18 protein-coding genes are annotated in these 20,754 nt (G+C 67.5%); 9 read left to right on the top strand and 9 right to left on the bottom strand.

Annotated features, from left to right (window positions below):
- Window positions 1-6: 6 nt before the first annotated feature.
- The 3 genes from IPG63_12840 to IPG63_12830 are packed head-to-tail and all read right to left on the bottom strand — an operon-like array spanning window position 7 to window position 4,288.
- Window positions 7-723, bottom strand: a complete 717-nt coding sequence (locus tag IPG63_12840) for a phosphoadenylyl-sulfate reductase (protein ID MBK6728126.1) — start codon at window positions 721-723, stop codon at window positions 7-9.
- A complete protein-coding gene (cysI, locus tag IPG63_12835) occupies window positions 720-2,474 on the bottom strand; it encodes an assimilatory sulfite reductase (NADPH) hemoprotein subunit (protein MBK6728125.1) in 1,755 nt (584 codons plus the stop codon). The genes IPG63_12840 and cysI overlap by 4 nt, the downstream gene beginning before the upstream one ends.
- Entirely contained in the window at window positions 2,474-4,288 is a 1,815-nt protein-coding gene (locus IPG63_12830) for an assimilatory sulfite reductase (NADPH) flavoprotein subunit (protein ID MBK6728124.1), read from the bottom strand. The genes cysI and IPG63_12830 overlap by 1 nt, the downstream gene beginning before the upstream one ends.
- Before the next feature lie 125 nt (window positions 4,289-4,413).
- On the opposite strand from IPG63_12830, the gene IPG63_12825 reads away from it, so the two are divergent.
- Window positions 4,414-5,166, top strand: coding sequence for a sulfite exporter TauE/SafE family protein (locus IPG63_12825; GenBank protein MBK6728123.1), 753 nt, complete (start codon window positions 4,414-4,416; stop codon window positions 5,164-5,166).
- 18 nt (window positions 5,167-5,184) lie between these two features.
- On the opposite strand, the gene IPG63_12820 is transcribed toward IPG63_12825, so the two are convergent.
- Window positions 5,185-5,598, bottom strand: coding sequence for a hypothetical protein (locus tag IPG63_12820; GenBank protein ID MBK6728122.1), 414 nt, complete (start codon window positions 5,596-5,598; stop codon window positions 5,185-5,187).
- Window positions 5,588-5,791, bottom strand: a complete 204-nt coding sequence (locus IPG63_12815) for a type II toxin-antitoxin system VapB family antitoxin (protein MBK6728121.1) — start codon at window positions 5,789-5,791, stop codon at window positions 5,588-5,590. The genes IPG63_12820 and IPG63_12815 overlap by 11 nt, the downstream gene beginning before the upstream one ends.
- A gap of 220 nt (window positions 5,792-6,011) precedes the next feature.
- Here IPG63_12815 and lexA point away from each other — a divergent pair, with 220 nt between their 5' ends.
- The 8 genes from lexA to IPG63_12775 all read left to right on the top strand — a co-directional run bounded on the left by lexA (window position 6,012) and on the right by IPG63_12775 (window position 18,039).
- Complete coding sequence (gene lexA / locus IPG63_12810) at window positions 6,012-6,704, top strand: transcriptional repressor LexA (protein ID MBK6728120.1); 693 nt, start codon at window positions 6,012-6,014, stop codon at window positions 6,702-6,704.
- A gap of 1 nt (window position 6,705) precedes the next feature.
- Window positions 6,706-7,377 (top strand): translesion DNA synthesis-associated protein ImuA, encoded by a 672-nt coding sequence (gene imuA / locus IPG63_12805; protein MBK6728119.1) that lies wholly within the window; start codon window positions 6,706-6,708, stop codon window positions 7,375-7,377.
- A 7-nt stretch (window positions 7,378-7,384) separates the two neighbouring features.
- Window positions 7,385-8,869 carry a DNA polymerase Y family protein gene (locus tag IPG63_12800; GenBank protein MBK6728118.1) on the top strand — a complete coding sequence of 495 codons (1,485 nt, stop codon included), beginning with the start codon at window positions 7,385-7,387 and terminating at the stop codon, window positions 8,867-8,869.
- A 6-nt stretch (window positions 8,870-8,875) separates the two neighbouring features.
- Entirely contained in the window at window positions 8,876-12,223 is a 3,348-nt protein-coding gene (locus IPG63_12795) for an error-prone DNA polymerase (GenBank protein ID MBK6728117.1), read from the top strand.
- 49 nt (window positions 12,224-12,272) lie between these two features.
- On the top strand, window positions 12,273-12,530 hold the full coding sequence (locus tag IPG63_12790) for a hypothetical protein (GenBank protein ID MBK6728116.1): 258 nt from the start codon (window positions 12,273-12,275) through the stop codon (window positions 12,528-12,530).
- Window positions 12,482-13,501 carry a DUF2339 domain-containing protein gene (locus IPG63_12785; GenBank protein ID MBK6728115.1) on the top strand — a complete coding sequence of 340 codons (1,020 nt, stop codon included), beginning with the start codon at window positions 12,482-12,484 and terminating at the stop codon, window positions 13,499-13,501. The genes IPG63_12790 and IPG63_12785 overlap by 49 nt, the downstream gene beginning before the upstream one ends.
- 45 nt (window positions 13,502-13,546) lie before the next feature.
- Window positions 13,547-16,465: a DUF2339 domain-containing protein gene (locus IPG63_12780; GenBank protein ID MBK6728114.1), complete on the top strand. Its 2,919-nt coding sequence runs from the start codon at window positions 13,547-13,549 to the stop codon at window positions 16,463-16,465.
- Between the two features lie 98 nt (window positions 16,466-16,563).
- Complete coding sequence (locus IPG63_12775; protein ID MBK6728113.1) at window positions 16,564-18,039, top strand: DUF3999 family protein; 1,476 nt, start codon at window positions 16,564-16,566, stop codon at window positions 18,037-18,039.
- Window positions 18,040-18,143: 104 nt separating this feature from the next.
- Here IPG63_12775 and IPG63_12770 read toward each other — a convergent pair whose 3' ends face one another.
- From IPG63_12770 to IPG63_12755, 4 genes are all read right to left on the bottom strand, one after another.
- Complete coding sequence (locus IPG63_12770; protein ID MBK6728112.1) at window positions 18,144-18,797, bottom strand: methyltransferase domain-containing protein; 654 nt, start codon at window positions 18,795-18,797, stop codon at window positions 18,144-18,146.
- Between the two features lie 154 nt (window positions 18,798-18,951).
- The gene (locus IPG63_12765) at window positions 18,952-20,028 is read right to left on the bottom strand and encodes a hypothetical protein (GenBank protein ID MBK6728111.1); all 1,077 of its coding nucleotides are present in this window, start codon (window positions 20,026-20,028) and stop codon (window positions 18,952-18,954) included.
- Between the two features lie 111 nt (window positions 20,029-20,139).
- The gene (locus IPG63_12760) at window positions 20,140-20,460 is read right to left on the bottom strand and encodes a type II toxin-antitoxin system YafQ family toxin (protein ID MBK6728110.1); all 321 of its coding nucleotides are present in this window, start codon (window positions 20,458-20,460) and stop codon (window positions 20,140-20,142) included.
- Window positions 20,435-20,695 carry a type II toxin-antitoxin system RelB/DinJ family antitoxin gene (locus IPG63_12755; GenBank protein MBK6728109.1) on the bottom strand — a complete coding sequence of 87 codons (261 nt, stop codon included), beginning with the start codon at window positions 20,693-20,695 and terminating at the stop codon, window positions 20,435-20,437. Before IPG63_12755 ends, IPG63_12760 begins: the two co-directional genes overlap by 26 nt.
- Window positions 20,696-20,754: the final 59 nt, after the last annotated feature.

The raw sequence follows: 20,754 nt of genomic DNA, 5'->3' as shown, positions 1-20,754 counted from the left end.
CATGGTTCACGCGTGCAACCCGCACTCCCTCACCAGCCCTGAAAAACGGGTGTCTTCTTCGCGCATGCCTTCGGACCAGCGGGTGGTGCTGTGGGTGTCGCCGATGCTGAGGTAGCCGTCGTGCCAGAGTGGGTGGTACGGCAAGTCGTGAGTTTGCAGGTAGGTCCAGATGTCGCGGTCGCGCCAGTCGGCGAGTGGGTGCAGTTTGAAGCAGCCGTCGCGCAGTGAAAGGAAATCGATCTCGGCGCGGCTTTCGGATTGCTGGCGGCGGATGCCGGTGATCCAGGTGCCGGCACCGAGTTCGGCGAGCGCGCGTTGCATCGGCTCGACCTTGCGGATGCGGTTGTACAGGCGGATGGCCTCGCGGCCCTGGGTCCACAGCTGGCCGTGCTGTGCCTCCATCGCTTCCGGGCTTTGCGCGGCGCGGTAGACATGCAGATTCAGTTGCAGGCGATCATGCAGTTCGCGCACGAAATCCAGGGTTTGCGGAAACAAGTAGCCGGTATCGACCAGCACCACCGGGATCTCGGCCCTGCGCTGCACGGCCATGTGCAGCGAGACCGCGGCCTGGGCGCCGAAGCTGGAGGACAGCACGTGCGTGCCGGGAAGGTGTGCCAGCGCCCATTCGATGCGCTCGCCGGCACTCAACGGCGCAAGCCGCGCGTTCAATTCGGCCAGACGCTCCGGCGCCAGCGCGTAGTGGTCGAAGTCGAGCGGCTTCATGCGCCGAGCTCCACGGCGATGGCGACCGGCGCCCGCACGATGCCCACACGCACGACAAAGTCCCCGAAATGTTCATCGGGCCTGTGCTCCGCGGCAAAGCGCGCGAACAGCACGTCGAGTTCGGCCAGGATCGCCGCCTCGTCGATGTTCTCGCGATGCAGGCGGTTCAGCCGCCGCCCCTCGAAATCGGCGCCAAGCATCAGGTTGTAGCGGCCCGGGCCCTTGCCGACGAGTGCAATCTCGCCGAGGTAGGGGCGCGAGCAGCCGTTGGGGCATCCGGAGATGCGAAACAGAATGGGCTCATCACGCAATCCATGCTTGATCAGTACGGACTCGATGCGATCGAGGATGTCCGGCAGGTAACGCTCGGCCTCGGCCATCGCCAGGGTGCAGGTCGGCAGTGCGACACAGGCGAGTGCGAAGCGACGGAAGGTCGCGCCGCGCAGCTGACCATCGAGACCATGTTCGGCGAGCAACGTGTCGATCCGCGCGCGAGCGGCGGCGTCGACATTCGCGATCACCAGATTCTGGTTCGGCGTCAGCCGGAAGTCGCCGCGATGCTCGGTGGCGATCGCGCGCAGTCCGCTCAGGCCACGCACGGTCTCGGTGTTGCGCAGTCGGCCGCTCTCGATGCGCAAGGTGTAGTGCCAGCGGCCGTCATAACCTTCGACCCAGCCGAAGCGATCGCCGTTGTGGTCGAAACGGACCGCACGTGCGGGTTGCAGCGGCTCGCCCAATCGATTCTCGACCTCGTGCTTGAACGCATCGAGTCCGAGCCGGTCGATCGTGTATTTCAGCCGCGACAACTTGCGGTCGGAGCGGTTGCCGTGATCACGTTGCGTGGTCAGCACCGCGGTGGCCGCGGCGATGACCTGGTCGGCGCGGATGAACCCGAGCACATCAGCCAGACGCGCATAGGTGCGCGCGTCGCCATGGGTGGTGCCCATGCCGCCGCCGGCGAGCAGGTTGTAGCCGAGCAGTTCGCCACCTTCGATGACGGCGATGAAACCAAGGTCCTGGCTGAACACGTCGACATCGTTGGTCGGCGGGATGGCGAAGCCGATCTTGAACTTGCGCGGCAGATAGGTGGGCCCGTAGATCGGCTCGGACTCGTCGGCACCGACGACCTGCTGCTCGTCGAGCCAGATCTCGTGATAGGCGCGCGTGTGCGGCAGCAGGTGCTCGGACAAGGCGACCGCATGCGCCTGCACCTCGGCATGCGCGCGCGACTCGACCGGGTTGGCGCTGACCATCACGTTGCGGTTCACGTCGCCGCAGGCGGCGATGGTGTCGATCAGGGTCTGGTTGATCGCGGCGATGGTCGGCTTCAGGTCCTGCTTCAGTATTCCGTGGATCTGGAACGCCTGGCGCGTGGTCAGGCGCAGCGTGTCGTTGCCGTAACGTGTCGCCAGCGCATCCAGCGCTAACCACTGCGCCGGAGTCGCGACGCCACCGGGCAGGCGGGTGCGGATCATGAAGCTGTACGCCGGTTCCAGTTTCTGCAGGCGACGCTCCTCGCGCAGATCGCGGTCGTCCTGCTGATAGCTGCCATGGAATTTCAGCAGTTGCGCATCGGACTCGCGCAGGCTGCCGGTGATCGCGTCCTCCAGGCTTTCGCGCAGCGTGCCGCGCAGGCCGCGGCTCTCGCGCTTCAGGGTTTCGACGGGGGAGAGCAACCCCCTCCCGGCCTCCCCCTCTCTGTGCGAAGGGGAGGAGAAATTCGGCGCGTCGTGACTGCCGATCGCTGCCATCAGTAGACATCCCGCGCGTATCGACCGCTGCGTTGCAGTTCGCCGAGGTACTCGTCGGCACGCTCGCCATCGACCGCAGCGTGTTCGATCACGATCTCGCGCAAGGCGGCGTGCACCGACTTGCCCATCGCAATCGCACCGCAGACATAAAGGTGCGCGCCGCTCTCGAGCCAGGCATAGACGTCCCTGCCCTGTTCACGCAGCCGCTGTTGCACGTACACGCGCTCGACCTGGTCGCGCGAGAACGCGAGGTCGAGTCGGTGCAACTGCCCTGCCTTCAGTGCGGCCTGCCATTCGAGCTGGTACAGGAACTGCGAACGTGCATGGCGCGCGCCGAAGAACAGCCAATTGCGACCGGCCGCCGCGATCGCTGTCCGTTCCTGCACGAAGCCGCGAAACGGTGCGACGCCGGTGCCGGGACCAATCATGATCACGTCGCGCGACGTGTCCGCCGGCAAGCGGAAACGTTCATTGCGCTCGAGATACGCCGGCAACGACGCGCCGACTTCGGCGTCGACGAGGAACCCGGAGGCAACCCCGCGTTGCGCACCGAACGGACCCTGCGCGTCGAACACCGCGACCGCCAGATGTGCCTCGTCACCGACCGCCTTGCGGCTCGACGCGATCGAATACAGCCGCGGCGCCAGCGGGCGCAACGCAGCGACGAATTCGCCCGCACTCCACTCGCCCGGGAACTCCTGCAGCACGTCGTCAACCTGGCGTGCGCCGAGCCATGCGTTGAATGCCGCGGCATCGCCAGCGGCGAGCAAGGCATCGAGCGCGGGTACATTCGCGCGCTGCGCCTGCTGCTGCACGAAGCCGCGATGCAGGCGCGTCAGTTCGCGATGGCCGCTGAGCCAGTCGTGCAGGGAGCGGATCTCGTCGCCAATGCGCACGCTCTCGTGCCCGGACAACCCGAGCCGGGTGATGACCCGTTCGACCACGGCGGCAGCGTTCCGTGGGCGGATGCCGAGGGCATCACCCGGCTCGTAGTCGAAACCGGCATCGACGGCGATCTCGAGATGGCGCACGTCCTGCGTGCTCTCGCGCGCGGTGATGCGCTGGTTCACCAGCAATTCGGCGCTGCCGGGCTGCTCCTTGCTCCAGGTGGTGGCCACCGGGGCGATGCCGGTGGCGCCGATCACTGCCACGCTCGACGACGGCTTCAGCGCGCGCACTTGCTCGCGCGCCTGCGCGAGCCACGGTGCGGCAACAGTCGCGACATCGACATCGGCCTCGCCGCGCGCAAACAGGCGCCGGCCGCCGAGTGCCTCGAAGCGAGTATCGAGCAAACGCCCGACCGCATTGAACTGCGGATAGCTGGAGTCGCCGAGGCCGAGCACCGCGAACTGCAGTTGATCGAGTTTGGGCGCGCGTCGCCCGGACAGGAATTCGACGAAGGCACGCGCATCGTCCGGCGGCTCGCCTTCACCCTGGGTGCTGATCACCACGAACAGCACGCGCTCGTCGGCGAGTTCGCGCAACGGATAGGCATCAGCGCGCAGCAAACGCACCTCGGCGCCTTCGCCACGCAAGGTCTCCTGCAGACGCTCGGCCTCGCGCTTGGCATTGCCGGTCTGGCTGCCGTACAGCACGGTCACGCGGGTGGGAGCGACGTCCACGTCGCGATCTCTTGCTGGCACCACCGCCAATGCCGGTGCACCGCGCGCGGCGAGACCGGCGGCGTAACCGGAGATCCAGTGCAGCGCGGCCGCATCCAGTCCATCGGTCAGCCGCGCCAGCAGGGCGCTGCGTTCCTCGTTCAGCGACGGAACCGGAATGATGATGGGCGGAAGAATCGGTTGCGCGGACATGGCGACCACACTAGGCCGCGCCGGAAAGACTCGGAAACAATCGCTGGCGATGAACTTATGCCCGGGCGTCATTTCCGGGCCGCGGGGGCGCACTCGACACTGGCCTCACATCGTCACGGACCCCCATGTTCACGACCGCCCTGCTTCCCTTCATCGGCATCGGCCTGCTCGCGCAGTCGATCGACGGCGCGCTCGGCATGGCCTATGGCGTGACCAGCTCGACGCTGCTGCTCGGGCTCGGCATGGCGCCGGCGCTGGCATCGGCCAGCGTGCACATGGCCGAACTTGCAACCACCGGCGTGTCCGGGCTCAGCCATGGCTTCTTCGGCAATGTCGATCGCCGACTGTTGTTGCGCCTAGCCCTGCCCGGGGCACTCGGCGGCATGCTCGGCGCCTTCGTGTTGAGTCATCTGCAGACACCCTGGCTCGGTGCCGTGGTCGCGGCGTATCTGCTCGCGCTCGGCCTGTTGCTGATGCTGCGGGCGTGGCGCAATCGCCCAGTCGATGCCGAGACCCGCCCCCGTCGCACCAAGCGCCTCGCGCTCGCCGCCGGATTCCTCGACGCAGTCGGCGGCGGCGGCTGGGGCCCGATGACCAGCACCAGCCTGATCGCGCAAAACCTGCCACCGCGCATCGCCATCGGCACCGCCAACGCCGCCGAGTTCTTCGTCAGCCTCGCGATCAGCGCGGTCTTCATCGGCACCCTTGGCCGCGTCTACGGCCAGGCCGTGGTTGGCCTGTTGCTCGGCGGCCTGATCGCCGCCCCCTTCGCCGCCTGGCTCACCCGCCACCTGCCGGCCCGCATCACCACCGCCGCCGTCGGCGGCCTCGTCACCGTGCTGAGCCTGGTCACGCTGGGAAGGCATTTGGCGGGGTGAATGCGCCGCTGCCCCGCCTCAAGCGGGCTTGCGCCGAAACAGCGCGTACACCCAGACCGCTGCGTGCAACGCCGCGAATAGCGACAACAACGTCCACCGCAGGATGTCGTAGAGGCCGACCACGTCCCCCGCCATTACCTCCCATGCCAGATAGCACAGCACCGGCACCGCCAGTACCGAGGGGATAGCGAAGCACCAGAGCGCCATCCACCAGGCCCAACGAGGCATGACCGTGCGGGAACAACCCGCAAGCAGATCGACTTCCGCAAAGTTGATCTGGAGCGGATCGGAAGTCGAGCGTTTCGGCGCTGCCTCAAACTCCGCCACCACGCCCGGCAAGGAAGCGGTCGTCTCGGAAGGCGTGGGCGGCAACAGCTCGTGCACGTTGGTGCGCCTCAACGCTGCGGCCAGTCGCTTCGCACTATCGGGCACGACTGCGCTCCGACTTGTAGTCACAGGAGGCATCCCACTCGAGCTTACCGAGCAATTCGGCCACACGGCGCTGCTCGCGCCTCGCGATGAACTCCTGCAGCGCCTTGGTCACGACAGCCTCTCGGGTGGGCTCGCCGCTGATCTTGATAGCGCGCTCCAGCAGCTCGGGATCGATGACCAGACGTGTTGCCATGGACAGCTTCGTGGGAGTTGACGAAGCCAGCATACACAGGCTTCGGACCAGGACCAATCGCAAGCGCGAACCTCATCCTGCTTCTGGGCTGCCCATCAGAAACCGAATCTTTTCAGATGGATACCCGAAATTCCGGATCGATCATCTCAGGTTCCGAGAAGACGCCGCCGGACATTCCGGCCATTGCCGAACGGCGGCGGATACTGTACATATTTACAGCATGAACGAACCCCTGAGTCCCCGCCAGAAAGACGTCCTCGCGCTGATCGAGCGCTCGATCGCGGAGCATGGCTACCCGCCGACGCGTTCCGAAATCTCGGCCGCGCTCGGCGCGACCAGCCCGAACGCGGCCGAGCAGCACCTGCGCGCGCTGGAGCGCAAGGGCTACATCGAGATCCTGCCGCTGGCGCGCGGGATTCGGGTGTTGGGGGAAAAGCGGAGGGAAAAACGGGGTCAGAGTGAATTTTCGAAGCGGAAAGTGTTTTCTGGCGTTGTCTCGATTCCGAAAATTCACTCTGACCCCGTTTTTGCCCGCATCCTGCGCCTGCCGCTGATCGGTCGCGTCGCCGCCGGGCAGCCGATCCTGGCCGAGCAGTCGATCGAGGACGAGCTCGCGCTCGATCCGCAGCTGTTCACGCCGACGCCGGACTTCCTGCTGCGCGTGCGCGGCGACAGCATGCGCGATGCCGGCATCCACGATGGCGATTTCGTCGCGGTGGCACGCAGTCGCGATGCGGCGAACGGCCAGATCGTGGTCGCGCGCATCGACGACGAAGCCACCGTCAAGACCTTCGAGCGCAAGGACGGTCGCATCCGCCTGCTGCCCGCGAATCCCGATTACGCCCCCATCGACGTCGATGGCGACCTGGTCATCGAAGGCCGCGTCGTCGGCGTCATCCGCAGGAGTCTCTGACATGGCCGCCAGCATCGAATCCCTGCTCACCCGCCCCGACCTCTGGCGTGCCGGCGAGCGCCATGCGACCACACCGGTGATCGCCAGCGGCCATCGCGAACTCGATGCCGCCCTGCCCGGTGGCGGCTGGCCGCTGCAGGCCCTGACCGAGGTCTGCCATGCCCGACCCGGTCTCGGTGAATTGAGCCTGATGCTGCCGGCCTTCGCCCGCGCAATGGACGACAAGCGCTGGCTGCTGTTCGTGTCGGCACCGCACCTGCCCTATGCACCGGCGCTGGCCGAAGCCGGTATCGACCTCGAACGCTTCGCGCACCTGCGCTGCGCGACCAGCGAACAGGCACTGTGGGCAGCCGAACAGGCGCTGCGCAGCGGCGTCTGTGGCGCACTCGCGTTGTGGCTCGGCCATGCCGAGACCAATGCCTTGCGCCGCCTGCAGCTCGCGGCCGAATCCGGGCGCAGCCTGGCGGTGTTGTATCGCCCGCTCGCGCATGCCGACCAGGCCTCGCCGGCGGCGTTGCGGATCGCGCTCGAAGGCGAGCAGATGCGCGTCGTCAAATGTCGCGGCGCGCTCGGTGATGTTGCCCGTTTCGTGCTGCGGCGTACGCCGCACGGGGTCAGCGTGCATTCGCAACTCGCAAGCGTACGCGTCGTGCCGTTCGCGCGCAGCCGCTGAGGTCGCCATGCTCTGGCTGGCACTGCAATTCACGCGGCTCGCCCTCGACACCCGTCCCGGCGCCGAGGTCCACAGCGAACCGCTCGCGATCGTCGAGGCCCAGGGCGCACGCCGCATCGTCGTCGCCGCAAATGCCGCCGCGCGCGCGCAGGGCGTGCGCGCCGGCCAGGTGCTCGCGGCGGCGCAGGCGTTATGCGCGGGACTGAAGACCGAGCTGCGTCGCCGCCAGGACGAGGACGCGGCGATGCAGAGCCTGGCCCTGTGGGCGCTCGGCTACAGCTCGCTGGTCGCGCGCCATGGCGAGGACGTGCTGCTGGTCGAGATCGGCGCCTCGCGCCTGCTGTTCGGCAACGAACGCCGCCTGCTGCAGGCGATCGCGCTCGATCTCGAAGGCGACGGCTACGCCTGCGTCGCCGGGCTCGCCGCGACACCGAGCGCGGCGCGCCTGTTCGCCGCTGCCGGCGTGAGCCGCATCGTGCGCGATGCCGCGGCGCTGCGCGAACAGGTCGCCCACCTCGAACTCGTGCATGGCGATCTGCCGCGCGAGACCTGCGAAGCGCTGGCCGCGGTCGGCGTGCGCAGCTACGGCGCCTTGCTCAAGCTGCCGCGTGCGGAGGTCGCGCGCCGCTTCGGCCAGGTCGTGCCCGACCATCTCGATGCGCTGCTCGGACGACGCGCCGAAGTGATCGTGCCGATGCGCATCAGCTCACGCTTCCGCCAGCACCTCGAATGGCCGTATGCGATCGACAGCAGCACCGCCCTGCTGTTCCCGGCGCGGCGCCTGATCGTCGCCGCCGCGCACTGGCTGGTCGCCTGCCAGCAGTCGGCACTGCGCCTGCGCATGGGTTTCGTGCACGAGGACCACGTCGACACCGTGATCGACATCGGCCTCGGCCAGGCCAGCGCCGACCGCGAACATCTGCTCGCGGTCGTGCGTGCGCGTCTCGAACGCCTGACGCTGCCGCAGGGCAGTACCGCGTTGACGCTCGAGTTGACCGAGACTCAGGCGCTGAATGCCCCTTCGCGCGATCTGTTCGTGCGCCATGGCGAAGCCCCCGAGGATGCGACGCAGTTGCTGGACCGGTTGCAGGGACGCCTCGGTGACGGCGCGGTCGAGCGTTTCGTGTTGAACGCGGATCACCGACCCGAGCGCGGCACAACCCCTTCTTCTGTAGGAGCGCCGCGTGCGTCGCGACCATCGATACCGCGCCGCATGCCGGATCGCGCCGCACGCGGCGCTCCTACACAAGCGCGCATGCCACAACGCCCGATGTTCCTGTTGCCACAACCGACGCCGATCGAACAATGGCCGAGCTTCGACTGGCGCCGGGCGCGACTCAGCCTGCCCGAGCGCATCGAGAGCGGCTGGTGGGACGACGCCGACGCAACCCGCGACTACTACCGCCTCGACCAGCTCGACGGCGCGCGGCTGTGGGTGTTCCGCAACCGCCAGGCCCCGCACGACTGGTTCGTGCAGGGGGTGTACGCGTGAACGGCCATGAGCGATGCCCCTGCCTACGCCGAACTGCATTGCCTCTCGAACTTCACCTTCCTGCGTGGGGCATCAAGCGCGATCGAGTTGTTCAGGCGCGCACAGCGCATGGGTTACACGGCGCTCGCGATCACCGATGAGTGTTCGCTCGCCGGCATCGTGCGCGCGCACGAGGCGGCGGAGAAGACCGGGCTCAAGCTGATCGTCGGTGCCGAATTCACCCTAGTCGAAGGCACGCGCCTGGTGTTGCTGGTGATCGACCATGACGGCTACACGAATCTCTGCCGCATCATCACCCAGGGACGCCGGGCCTCGCCGAAGGGTTCGTACCGGCTCGCGCGCGCCGACCTCGAAGGCCGCGGCGATGGCCTGATCGCGCTGCTGTTGCCCGATGCAGAGCACCCCACCCCAACCCTCCCCTCCGCGCTGCGCGCGCAAGGGAGGGGGTATGAGCCAGAGACCTTCACTCATGAGGGCTTGTCTCCTCCCCTTGGCGAAGCCAGGGGGAGGCCGGGAGGGGGTTCGCCCTGCAGTACCGACTCCATCGCATGGGCCAAGGCGCTGTTCGGCGAACGCGTGTATCTCGCCGTCGAACTGCATCGCGGCGCCGCTGACGACCAGCATCTGACGGCGTTGCTCGCACTTGCGGAACAGCATGCGTTGACCCCGGTCGCCTGCGGCGACGTGCACATGCATGTACGTTCGCGGCGCGCATTGCAGGACACGCTGACCGCGATCCGTCTGAACACCACCATCGCCGAAGCCGGTTTCGCCTTGCATCCGAATGGCGAGCGCCATCTGCGCAGCATCGAGGACCTCGCCGAGATCTACCCGCGCGCACTGCTCGACGCCAGCGTCGACATCGCCGCGCAATGCCGGTTCTCGATGAAGCAACTGCGCTACGAATACCCGCACGAACTGGTGCCCGCGGGCCTGAGCGCGAGTGAACACCTGCGCAACTTGACGGAAGCAGGTGCCCGCTGGCGCTGGCCCGAAGGCACGCCCGCACACGTGCGCGTGCTGATCGAAAAGGAACTCGATCTGATCGCGCAACTGCGCTACGAAGCCTTCTTCCTGACCGTCGAGGACATTGTCCGCTTCGCGCGCAGCAAGGGCATCCTTTGCCAGGGCCGCGGTTCTTCGGCGAACTCGGTGGTCTGCTTCTGCCTCGGTATCACCGAGGTCGACCCGGCGCGCATGTCGATGCTGTTCGAGCGTTTTGTGTCGAAGGAACGCAACGAGCCGCCGGACATCGACGTCGACTTCGAACACGAACGCCGCGAGGAAGTGATCCAGTACATCTATCGCAAGTACGGCCGCACCCGCACCGCGCTGGCCGCGACCGTGATCGCCTATCGCGCACGCAGTGCGGTGCGCGACGTCGGCCGTGCGCTCGGCCTGCCGCTCGACACGCTCGAACGCATCGGTCGCGCGCTCGGCGGCTGGGACGACACCAGCGAACTCGAGACCCGCCTGCGCGAGCAGGGCTTCGACCCGCAGGCGCCGGTGCTGCGCAAGCTGGCGCGCCTCGCCGGGCAGTTGCAGCGCTTCCCGCGGCACCTGTCGCAACACGTCGGCGGCTTCGTGATCTCCGAACGGGACCTGGCCGAACTGGTGCCGGTCGAGAACGCGGCGATGCCCGACCGCACCATCATCCAGTGGGACAAGGACGACCTCGACGCGATGAACCTGCTCAAGGTCGACGTGCTCGCACTCGGCATGCTGAGCTGCCTGCGCCGCTGCTTCGACCTCGTGCACGCATTGCGTGGCCAGCGCTGGACGATCGCGACCCTGCCGCCCGAAGACCCGGCGACCTACGCGATGATCCAGGCCGCCGACACCCTCGGCGTGTTCCAGATCGAATCACGCGCGCAGATGGCGATGCTGCCGCGGCTGAAACCGCAGCACTTCTACGACCTGGTCATCGAGGTCGCGATCGTCCGCCCGGGTCCGATCCAGGGCAAGATGGTGCATCCCTACCTGCATCGCCGCCAGCACCCGGGCGAGGTGCGTTACGAGTCGCCGAAGCTCGAACCGGTGCTCGCGCGTACGCTCGGCGTGCCGCTGTTCCAGGAGCAGGTGATGCAGATCGCGATGGTCGCCGCCGACTTCACGCCCGGCGAAGCCGACGAACTGCGCCGCTCGATGGCGGCCTGGAAACGCCACGGCGGCCTCGAGCACCTGCGCGAACGCCTGTTCAGCGGCATGCGCAAGAACGGCTACAGCGACGATTTCCAGGAGCGCATCTTCGAGCAGATCAAGGGCTTCGGCAGCTACGGTTTCCCGGAATCGCACGCCGCGAGTTTCGCGATCCTGGTCTATGCCTCGTGCTGGCTGAAATGCCACGAGCCCGCGGCCTATGCCTGCGCGCTGCTGAACTCGCTGCCGATGGGCTTCTACGCGCCGGCGCAGATCGTGCAGGACGTCGAACGCCACGGCGTGCAGGTGCGCCCCGCCGATGTCGTGCACAGCGACTGGGACTGTACCCTTGAGTCTGATTCGAGTTCTCCCGATCGAACTGCTCCGCCAACCCCCGTTCGCCCTGAGCCTGTCGAAGGGCGTTGCGATGCGGTCACAGATGCCGTTCATGGTTCGACAGGCTCACCACGAACGGCACACGTCCGCGCGCTGCAGCATGCATTGCCGCAACCGGCGCTGCGCCTGGGCCTGTGCCTGATCAAGGGACTCGCGGAGGAATGCGGGCAACGCATCATGGATGCGCGGCGCGAGCGACCGTTCATCGACGTGCGTGACCTGGTCGAGCGCGCGCGCCTCGATCGCTCCAAGCAGGCGCGCCTCGCCGATGCCGATGCGCTGCGCAGCCTGTCCGGACACCGCCACCGCGCGCGCTGGGATGTCGAGGCGCTCACCGCGCCAACGCCGCTGCTCGGCCAGGCGCGCATCGCCGAGGAGAAAGTCGAACTGGTGCAGCCAAGCCTGTTCGACGATGTCATCACCGACTACGACCGCGTCGGCCTGTCGCTGAAGGCGCACCCAGTGAGTCTGGTGCGCAGCCAGTTGCAATCACGGCGCGTGGTGTCAGCCAAGTCGCTCGAACAGCGCCCCGATGGCGCCCGCGTGCGCATCGCCGGGCTGGTCACCGTGCGCCAGCGCCCGCAGACCGCGAGCGGCGTCACCTTCGTCACCCTCGAAGACGAAACCGGCGTCGTCAACATCGTCGTCTGGCGCCGCCTCGCCGACGCGCAACGGCGCGTGTTGCGCGAATCCCGCCTGCTCGCCCTCGACGGCCGCATCGAACGCGCCGACGGCGTCCAGCACGTCGTCGCCGAACGCCTGCACGACTACAGCGCCCTGCTCGACGGACTCGCCGCACCATCGCGGGATTTTCACTGACTCGCTACGCTCGGACATGCGCCTGCTCCCGCGGCTACTGGATCTTTCGATGATGGCGACCCCGCTCGTCATCGCGTTCCGCTGCGACTGGACCTTGTACGAATTCGCGCTGCTGGTCGTCTACGACGCCACACTGATTGCGCTGCTGGCCCTGCTCGCACGCCCTCTGCAAGCCGTGTTGACGATGCTCGACCTGGCGATGCGGGGACGGTCGCCTGCTACGCTCGGGCTTACGTCACCTTCGGCCACAGAATCGGCATGGAACTACTGGGTCTGTTCGCGGTTTTGCTCGTCCTCTACCTGCTGATCGCGCCCGCGGTCGCATGGATCAAGGCCAATGGCGCCATCAACGAGGCACAGGAACTGGTGGCGCGCCAAGCGCGCGAAGTCAGCGACCTGCGCAAGGAATTGCGTCAGTTGCGCGAGCAGCACGCTCAGCTGCTGCAGCGTGTGGAACAGTTGGGCGAAGGCCCCGCGCCAGCCGACGCGGAGACCGCAGCCGCAGCAACTGCGCCAACACCGACACCAGCGCCCGTCAGCGGCCGCGCCGTGTTCACCGCATCCGAGCCGAAGCGGCCGCCACCATTGCCGACAGCACCCCCGCAGCCCACCGTCGTCCCGGAAGAGACTGCCAGCGAAGCGTCGGTCGATCTCGCGGACACGCCGCCGCTTGCGCCGAGCGCCGACGTGGTCGGGGTACCGATCCCGGACGAACCGGTGCAGGCGCGTTGGAACCCGCCGCGCGTGCAGGAACCGGTTGAAACTCCGGCTGCACGCGAACCGATGCCGCAGCCGAACCCGACCGTCGAAGCCGCGCCGACACCGGCCCGCGCGCATGAACCGGCGGCGAAGCCCAAGCCAACGATCGACCGCCCAGCGCCACGACCCGCGGCGCCGCATGAACCAGACCCGGTCACGCGCCTGTTGACCGGCGCGAAGGACTGGCTGTTCGGCGGCAACCTGGTCGCGCGCATCGGACTGATGATCCTGTTCATCGGCGTCGCCTTCCTGCTGCGTTTTGCCTCCAACTACGTCGTGGTGCCGATCGAAGTGCGCCTGGCCGGAATCGCCGCCGGCGCAATCGCGTTGCTCGGTTGGGGCTGGCACATTCGCACGCGTCGGCCCGGCATCGCGCTGCCGACCCAGGGTGCGGCGCTGGCGACGCTGATGCTGGTGGTGTTCGGCGCCTACAAGTTCTGGCACCTGCTGCCGACCGGCGCGACCTTCGGCCTGCTGCTGACGCTGGTGGCGTTCACCTGCGTCCTCGCGGTGCTGTAGGACGGGCTGTGGCTCGCGATCTTCGGCATCGTCGGCGGCTTCGCCGTGCCGATCCTGGTGTCGAGCGGCAGCGGCAACCACGTTGCCCTGTTCAGCTACTACGCGCTGCTGAACGCCGGCATCTTCGCGATCGCATGGACGCGCGCCTGGCGCGTGCTGAACTTCCTCGGCTTCCTGTTCACTTTCCTGATCGGTACCGCCTGGGGCGTGCAGCGCTACGAGGCCGAGCATTACCAGAGTTCGCAGGGCTTCCTGGCGCTGTTCGTGGCGATGTACGCGGCGATCGCGATCCTCTATGCCTGGCGCCAGGCGCCGAGGCTCAAGTCCTATGTCGATGCGACGCTGGTATTCGGCGTGCCGATCGTGGCCATGGGCCTGCAGTACGGCATGGTCAAGGACATGCACCTCGGCAGCGCGCTGTCGGCGGTGGCCTTCGGTGTGTTCTACGCCAGCCTCGGACTGGCGCTGTGGCGCTGGCGTGCGGGCAGCCTGCGCCTGCTGGTCGAATCCTTCTTCGCGCTCGCGGTGGTCTTTGGCACGCTGGCGATCCCGCTCGCCTTCGATGGCCGCTGGACCAGCGCCGCCTGGGCGTTGCAGGGCGCCGGCATGGTCTGGGTGGGACTGCGGCAGAAGCAGGCGCTGGTGTGGCGCTTCGGCATCCTGCTGCAATTCGGCGCCTGGATCGCTTTCCTGCGCGTGCTGACCGGGATCGACCCGCTGCGAGCGCTCACCGAACACATCAGCCTGGGCTTCCTGCTGCTCGGTGCCACCGGCGTGTTCCTGGCGCTGACCCTGCGCCGCCAGAGCCTGCCGGTCGGCGACGACAAGGACGCCGCGCGCGCCGGCTTCGGTGGCTGGGCCGGCATCTTCATTGCCATCGCGGTGATCTGGCTGCTCGGCGGACTGTGGGTGGAAGTGTGGTTGCGCGTGCACGGCGTGCACCGCGCCAGCCTGTACGTGCTGACCGCGATGCTGCTGGTGTACGGCCTGCAATGGCTTGGCCGCCGCGCTGACTGGCGCCTGCCGGCCGTGCTTGCCGGCGCGGTCACGGCCGTGGCCGGGCTGACCTTCCTCGGACTGATGACCCGCTACATGCGCTGGCACAACGTACCGGTCTATCCGGAGGCCAGTCTCGGCGAGGTACTGAGTGGCGGCGCGCTGTTCGGCGGCTTGCTGCTCAGCATCGGGGCGCTGGTCTCGGCCTTCGCTTTCAAGCGCCGCTGGCAGAGCGACACCGGCATGGCCCAGGAACGCGACCGCAGCGCCAGCGTCGCCTGGCTGTGGCTGTCCATGTTCTGGTGCTGTGGCTTCGCATTGCACGGCGCGGCGCACGCGCTGGCTTTCGCCACCGGCGCCGCGGCCGCTGCGCCAATACCGTGGTACCAGGTGAGCTTCTGGGCCGCCTACGGCATCGGACTGGCGCTGTCGGGCTACGGCTTCACGGCGCTGGCGCAGCGCTTCGCATTCGCCAATGCTGCAAACCTGCAACGCATCGCCTGGCCGCTGCTGACCGTCCTCGGCAGCTTCATCTTCCTGGTCCAGGTGGCCGACAGTCTGGTGGTCGAACGCCTGCTGCAGTTCGACTGGGCGCTGCCCGCGTCCGGCGATGGCAGCACGCGTGACGCCTGGCTCGCCTTCATCGGCGGTCCCTTGTCCGGCACCCTGGTGTTGTTGGCGCTGGCGTGGCTCGGCCTGACGCGGATGCGAGACGCCGAGCGCTCGCCCGCGCTCAGCGAGCACCAGCGCGGCACCGCGGCGGTGGTCTGGCTGATCGGCCTCGGCATTCTGCTGTACCTGCCGCTGGTGGACGTGCTGGCGCAATTCGGCGCGCGGCTGCTCGAAGCCAACGGGTTGATGCGCGACGAATCGAGCTGGTTCGGATACGCCGATTGGCGCTTGGCGTGCATGACCCTGCTGGCGATGGCGGCACTGTTCATGGCGCGGGCTTGCGCGACACCGCTGCTTCGCTTGCTGGCGGTGCCAACGATGGTGATGCAGGCGCTGGTCTGGATGGTCTTGCTGGCCGATGCCTACCTGCAACAGCAGTTGCCTTCGCCGGGCACGGCCATTGCGGTGCTGCTCTGCTGGGCGGGCATGGCCTGGTGCCTGCAACGTTGGCAGACGCACCGGGATATCCCGGATGGTGGCCTCAAGGGCCTGCACTTCAGTCGGGTGGTCGCACCCTGGCTGATGCTGGCGCCAGTGGTGTCGCTGAACCTGATGCCCTGGCTCGCGGGCGATCCGGAACTCGCGCTGCAGGCGCAAGGCGGCTGGGTGGTGGCGGGCATGTGGCCGGACTACCTCGCGGCGTGGGCAGCCATCGCTTGTCTGTTCCTCGGACTGATGCAGGTGCGCCGCGGCGGCTGGCCGCTACAGCCGCTACACGATTGGTACGGTCGCGTCGTGATCCCGCTGGCGGCGCTGTGGGCGCTGCTGCTGGTGATCTACTGGAACCTGCGCCAGGACGGCAACATGGCGCCGCTGCCCTACCTGCCGCTGCTCAATCCGCTCGACCTGAGCACCGGCTTCGTTGCCTTGCTGCTTGCCGATCTCTGGCGCCTGCACCGCGAGCGCGCCAGCGACGAGCAGCACCGCCTGGCGCTGCGAACTTCGATGGCGCTCGGCTTTGGCTGGTTCAACCTGATGCTGCTGCGCACCGCGGCAAAGTATCTCGACCTGCCCTACCGCTTCGAACCGCTCTTCCACTCGCAGTTCGTGCAAGCGATGTTGTCGCTGACCTGGACGCTGTGCGCCTTTGCGCTGATGCGCCACGCCGCGCGCCGGCTGTCCAAGCCGCTGTGGATGATCGGTGCCGCGCTGCTCGGTGTGGTCGTGTTCAAACTGTTCATCATCGACCTGCGCAACGTCGGCAGTGTCGCCCGCATCGTGTCCTTCATGGGCGTCGGCGGGCTGATGCTGCTGATCGGCTACGTCGCGCCGTTGCCGAGGGAGGCAGAGCAATGAAGCGCTTGCGGCTGACGCAATCGGGGACGCGCACGATACGCAGATGCGATGCGCACGGTCGCCCTGAATCGGGACGGTGCACGGGCTGGGTACCGGCGATGGCCGTTGCCGCCCTGGTCGCCATCACCCTGACCACCGCGCCATCGCGAGCCAGCGCCACCGCCGCGCCGCACGACCCCAAGCTCGATGAATTCGCAGCCGTGTTCCCGCTCGCGGCCAGCGGCGATGACGGCGTGCTGCAGTTGCAATTGCCGCTCGCGGTGTACCAGGCGTCGCGCACCGCGGGCCTGGCCGACCTGCGGATTTACAACGGTGCCGGCCAGTTGCTGCCCCACGCCCTGCACTTCCCGGAGCAACGCGCGCGCACCGAAGTGCGCGAACAGGCCGGCACGCTGTTCCCGATCTACGCCGACGTCCAGACCCCGGGCAACACCGGCGGCCTGGACCTGCAACTGCGCACCGACGCGGATGGGGCGCTGGTCGAACTCGATGTCCGCACGAACACCGCGCAGGTCGAGCGCGACCCGCGCGAAGCAGCGACGGCGGTCACGCGACCACTGGCCGCACTCGTGGTCGATCTCGGCCCGAGCGCCGCCAACGAGGTGCTGCAGGCGCTGCGCTTCCAGATCGGCGATTCGGTACGCGACTACCACGCGCGCCTCGCGATCGAGCGCAGCGACGACCTGAAACTCTGGGATGGCGTGGCACACGGCACGCTCGACTGGATCCCCGGCAACGACCCGACGGTACGCCTGGTCAGCGACCGCATCGAACTACCGCGCGGCAACGGTCGCTACCTCAAGCTGCGCTGGCTGGACGGCGCGCCACTGGCCTTCACCACCATCCTCGGCGAATGGCGCGGCGCCACGGCCACGCCAGACCCGGGATTGGAACTCACACTGCAGGCTCAACCGGGGCGCGTCGACAGCGACTTCGTCTACGTCACCAGCCCGTCGATCGCCGCCAGTTCGATCGGCCTCGATCTGCCCGAACCCAACACCGTGCTGCCGGTGATCATCGGCGTCTATCGCGAGCAGCGCGGGCCGAAACCGCAATGGCTGCTCGCACCGCAGATCAGCAGCACCTTTTATCGCCTGAACCACGACGGTGGCGAGCGTCGTTCCAGCCGCATCCAGGTAGCACCAATGGGCAGCGCCGAGTGGGTAGTGCGGCCGCAATCCGCCGGATCGACACCGCCGCGGCTGGTGCTCGGCTGGCGCCCGCAGACGCTGGTGTTCACAGCGCGCGGCAAGGGCTTCCGGTTGGCGGTCGGCGCAGCGCCAGAAGTGGTCCGACACTGGAACGGCGGCGCGGCGGCCCTTGCGCAGGTGGCGCCAGGGTTCAGCACCAGGGAAATCGCACAACTGCAAAGCGTGCTGATCGGCAAGCCGCAACGGCCAACCGCTCCGATTGCGCCGGCCGCTGCGTCCGCGCCGACCGACGACGCCGATGCCGCTGCGCGCACGCGCCGCTTCGCGTTGTGGGCAGTGCTCGCCCTCGGCCTGCTGGTGCTCGGCTGGATGACCTGGCGGCTCTACTCGCAACTCGGCCAGAACGCGCATCCCGAGGACTGATCGGGGCCGGCCGCAGTGGCAGCCAACGCAGGTCACGCCGTGCCGAGGGGGTGTCGTCCAGAACCTCGATCGCGCCCAACATCTGGGTGTTCGGGCGCGGCCAATCACCCGCGCCGGTAGTGCAGCAGGCAGCCGCGAAACGGCGGGCGGTCCTTGGCGTCGAAGCGGGTGCGGGTTTCTTCCATGCTGAAGCCGAGCGCGGCCATGGCACGGGTGAAGCCGCCGCTGTTGCCGCGGCCGGGGTCGGTGATGACGACTTCGGCCTTGGGTTGGGCGTGGCGCTCGCATAGGGCGGTGAGCAACACGGCGTGATCGCGTTCGTACAGCACGTCGCTGGCGATGATCAGGTCGAAGCAACCCAGGCCTTCGTCGGCGACCGCCCACTGCAGGTCGTGGAAGTGCGGAATGCTGAGGTCGTTGAGGCCGGCGTTGTGCGAGAGGAAGACCTCGGCGAGCGGGTGGTGGTCGCTGGCGGTGACGTTGGCGCCGCGGCGGGTGAGCACCAGGCTGGCGAGCCCGAGGCCGCAGCCGAGTTCGAGCACGCGCTTGCCGGCGACATCAAACTCGGACATGGCCTCGGCCAGCAACCGCCCTGATGGCCAGAGCTGACCGAACAGGCTCCAGTTCGCCGAGGAAATGCCGGCCTTGGCGGCGCGACCGAGCGGATCGGCGAATTGCTGGCGATCGCTGAGTGAACGAATGCGGTAATCGTGTCCACCGAGTTGCACGGTGGAGACGCGGGTGTTGTAGCCCGACATGGGAGCTCCCTCGGCGATACGCGCCCACTCGACGAGACGGGCCGTGACGGGAGCGGTTCGACGCAGCGGGTACCGGAAGAATCGCGAGAGACGCGTTGGAGCGGGCCGACTATAGCGCGGATCGCGCGCGCTACCCGGCACGCGCTGCCACCGCCTACTTCATCGTCAACCGCAACCGCACCTGGCGCAGGTTGCGTCGCTCCGTGGGCAAATCGTCGAGCACCTCGATCCCCACGAACATCGTGGTGTTCAGGCGCAGGCGCTTCAGGATCATCTCGGTTGTTTCCGGGCCGATCACGTCGAGCGTGGCGACGTACACATCGCCGTTGACCTCAACCTTGCTGACGCTGACCATCGGGTGCTGCATGCGCTCGATCTCGTGCTGCACGCGAAACACGCTGGGATGCCAGCCTGCCTTCACATCGCCGCCGCCAGCACCGAAGCGAAACTGCATGCTGTAGCCGTTGTTCGACCAGATCGGCGATCGCGTTACGTCATAGGCGATGCCCGCGGCGTGCAATCGGTCTTCGAACGCGATCACATCCTCGGATCGCGGCGCATGGAGGCTGGCGAGCACGCCGCTGCTGCCGCCCTGCAAGCCACCGAGGTTGATGCTGCCGAGCAACGATGCCGTCAGCGTTCGCCGCATCGCCTGCACCGGCTCGGACTCGGGCGGAGCGACATAGGTGTCCGCGAACGGCCGCGGCTCGCTGATATTCGGCCAACGGATTGCATTGGCGAACGTGCGCGAAGTGCCGAACTTGGGCAGGCTGATGCGTGCCGAGTCGTAGCTGTAGATCGTTGTGCGCTGACGGCCGCTGAACTCGCTGGCGAGGCCGAGGCCGCTGCCCGAGCGCACGAGCCGCACCGTGGCACTGCCCTCGAGCCAACCTTCATCGCTGTTGCGGCTCGCGCTCACCTTGCGCTTCAGCACCACCGCGCCAGCAACGCAGTCGTAGTCCACGCCATGCGTCAGCGTGCGACTGGGCTGGTTCGACATCGGGCTGCTGCCGCCGCTCTTGATCCAGAACTGCAGCGAAGTCTCGACACGCCCGGTGATCTTCACTTCGCTGCCGGTGAACCCGGCCATGCGCAGGTCGAGCGCATCGAGCGCGTCACCGAGCACGGGTCCGAAGCCGTCGACGCGGTAGTGACCGGCGAGATCAGAGCAGTTCTGAGCACCGCTCGCTTGTGCGCCAGAGCTGCGAGTCAATCCGAGCGCAAGAGTCATCAGCACCACCGCGGCGGCACGCGCCCGAACGCAGTCGGGCTGCGCACCTTGTCCACCCGTACCGATTTTCCGATGCTCGAAGCGCATGAGGTTCCTTGTCCCGAGGTCAGTTCATTCCTCGAACAGATCGGCATGCGTGCCCGCACGGACGAAGATGAGGGTCTGGCCTTCCATTCGATGGATCAACAGGAAATCGCCGCCGATGTGGCACTCGCGATGGTCGGCCCATTCGCCCTTGAGGGGGTGATCGAGCCATTCGGGTCCAAGCGGAGCATCGTTGGCGACGAGCAGGAGCATCACCTGCTTGAGTCGCTGGAGGTCGTAGCGACCCGATCGCGACAGGCGCTCCCAATCCTTGCGGAAGGCCTTGGTGAAATCGCACGGCCTCGGCGGCGCAGCGCGCTTGTTATGCGTTGGTTTTTTCGAGGTCATCGATCAACGCGCCAGCCGATCGAAAGCGGGTCTTTCGGGACTTCGTCATCGCACGGGCCTCGACCATCGCCGCGCGTGTCTTGGCATTGGGCACCTTGAGCTCCAAAGGAAATGCCTGATCGTTGACCAGCCGCGTCAGCAGAATGCGCACGGCATCCGACACGGTCAGCCCCATCGCCGCCAACGCCGCTCCGGCCTGCACCTTGATTTCGTCATCCACCCGGACGTGCAACATCGACGAACGCGCCATGGCTCAACCCTCCGTTGGGGCGAATTATGTATCTCTTATGCGAG

The sequence above is a fragment of the Lysobacterales bacterium genome, assembly GCA_016703225.1.
GTDB lineage: Bacteria > Pseudomonadota > Gammaproteobacteria > Xanthomonadales > Ahniellaceae > JADKHK01.
The sequence above is the reverse complement of the archived record's forward strand: the minus strand, read 5'-3'. Positions and strand labels throughout refer to the sequence as shown.

Excerpts from the sequence above, each read along its gene's own strand:
- IPG63_12840 (MBK6728126.1), bottom strand. The coding sequence starts at position 723 with ATGAAGCCGCTCGACTTCGACCACTACGCGCTGGCGCCGGAGCGTCTG.
- IPG63_12765 (MBK6728111.1), bottom strand. The coding sequence starts at position 20,028 with ATGACTCTTGCGCTCGGATTGACTCGCAGCTCTGGCGCACAAGCGAGC.
- IPG63_12815 (MBK6728121.1), bottom strand. The coding sequence starts at position 5,791 with ATGGCAACACGTCTGGTCATCGATCCCGAGCTGCTGGAGCGCGCTATC.
- IPG63_12770 (MBK6728112.1), bottom strand. The coding sequence starts at position 18,797 with ATGTCGGGCTACAACACCCGCGTCTCCACCGTGCAACTCGGTGGACAC.
- IPG63_12795 (MBK6728117.1), top strand. The coding sequence starts at position 8,876 with ATGAGCGATGCCCCTGCCTACGCCGAACTGCATTGCCTCTCGAACTTC.
- lexA (MBK6728120.1), top strand. The coding sequence starts at position 6,012 with ATGAACGAACCCCTGAGTCCCCGCCAGAAAGACGTCCTCGCGCTGATC.
- IPG63_12785 (MBK6728115.1), top strand. The coding sequence starts at position 12,482 with ATGGAACTACTGGGTCTGTTCGCGGTTTTGCTCGTCCTCTACCTGCTG.
- IPG63_12830 (MBK6728124.1), bottom strand. The coding sequence starts at position 4,288 with ATGTCCGCGCAACCGATTCTTCCGCCCATCATCATTCCGGTTCCGTCG.
- IPG63_12775 (MBK6728113.1), top strand. The coding sequence starts at position 16,564 with ATGGCCGTTGCCGCCCTGGTCGCCATCACCCTGACCACCGCGCCATCG.
- IPG63_12755 (MBK6728109.1), bottom strand. The coding sequence starts at position 20,695 with ATGTTGCACGTCCGGGTGGATGACGAAATCAAGGTGCAGGCCGGAGCG.
- IPG63_12790 (MBK6728116.1), top strand. The coding sequence starts at position 12,273 with ATGATGGCGACCCCGCTCGTCATCGCGTTCCGCTGCGACTGGACCTTG.
- IPG63_12825 (MBK6728123.1), top strand. The coding sequence starts at position 4,414 with ATGTTCACGACCGCCCTGCTTCCCTTCATCGGCATCGGCCTGCTCGCG.
- IPG63_12760 (MBK6728110.1), bottom strand. The coding sequence starts at position 20,460 with ATGACCTCGAAAAAACCAACGCATAACAAGCGCGCTGCGCCGCCGAGG.
- cysI (MBK6728125.1), bottom strand. The coding sequence starts at position 2,474 with ATGGCAGCGATCGGCAGTCACGACGCGCCGAATTTCTCCTCCCCTTCG.
- imuA (MBK6728119.1), top strand. The coding sequence starts at position 6,706 with ATGGCCGCCAGCATCGAATCCCTGCTCACCCGCCCCGACCTCTGGCGT.
- IPG63_12800 (MBK6728118.1), top strand. The coding sequence starts at position 7,385 with ATGCTCTGGCTGGCACTGCAATTCACGCGGCTCGCCCTCGACACCCGT.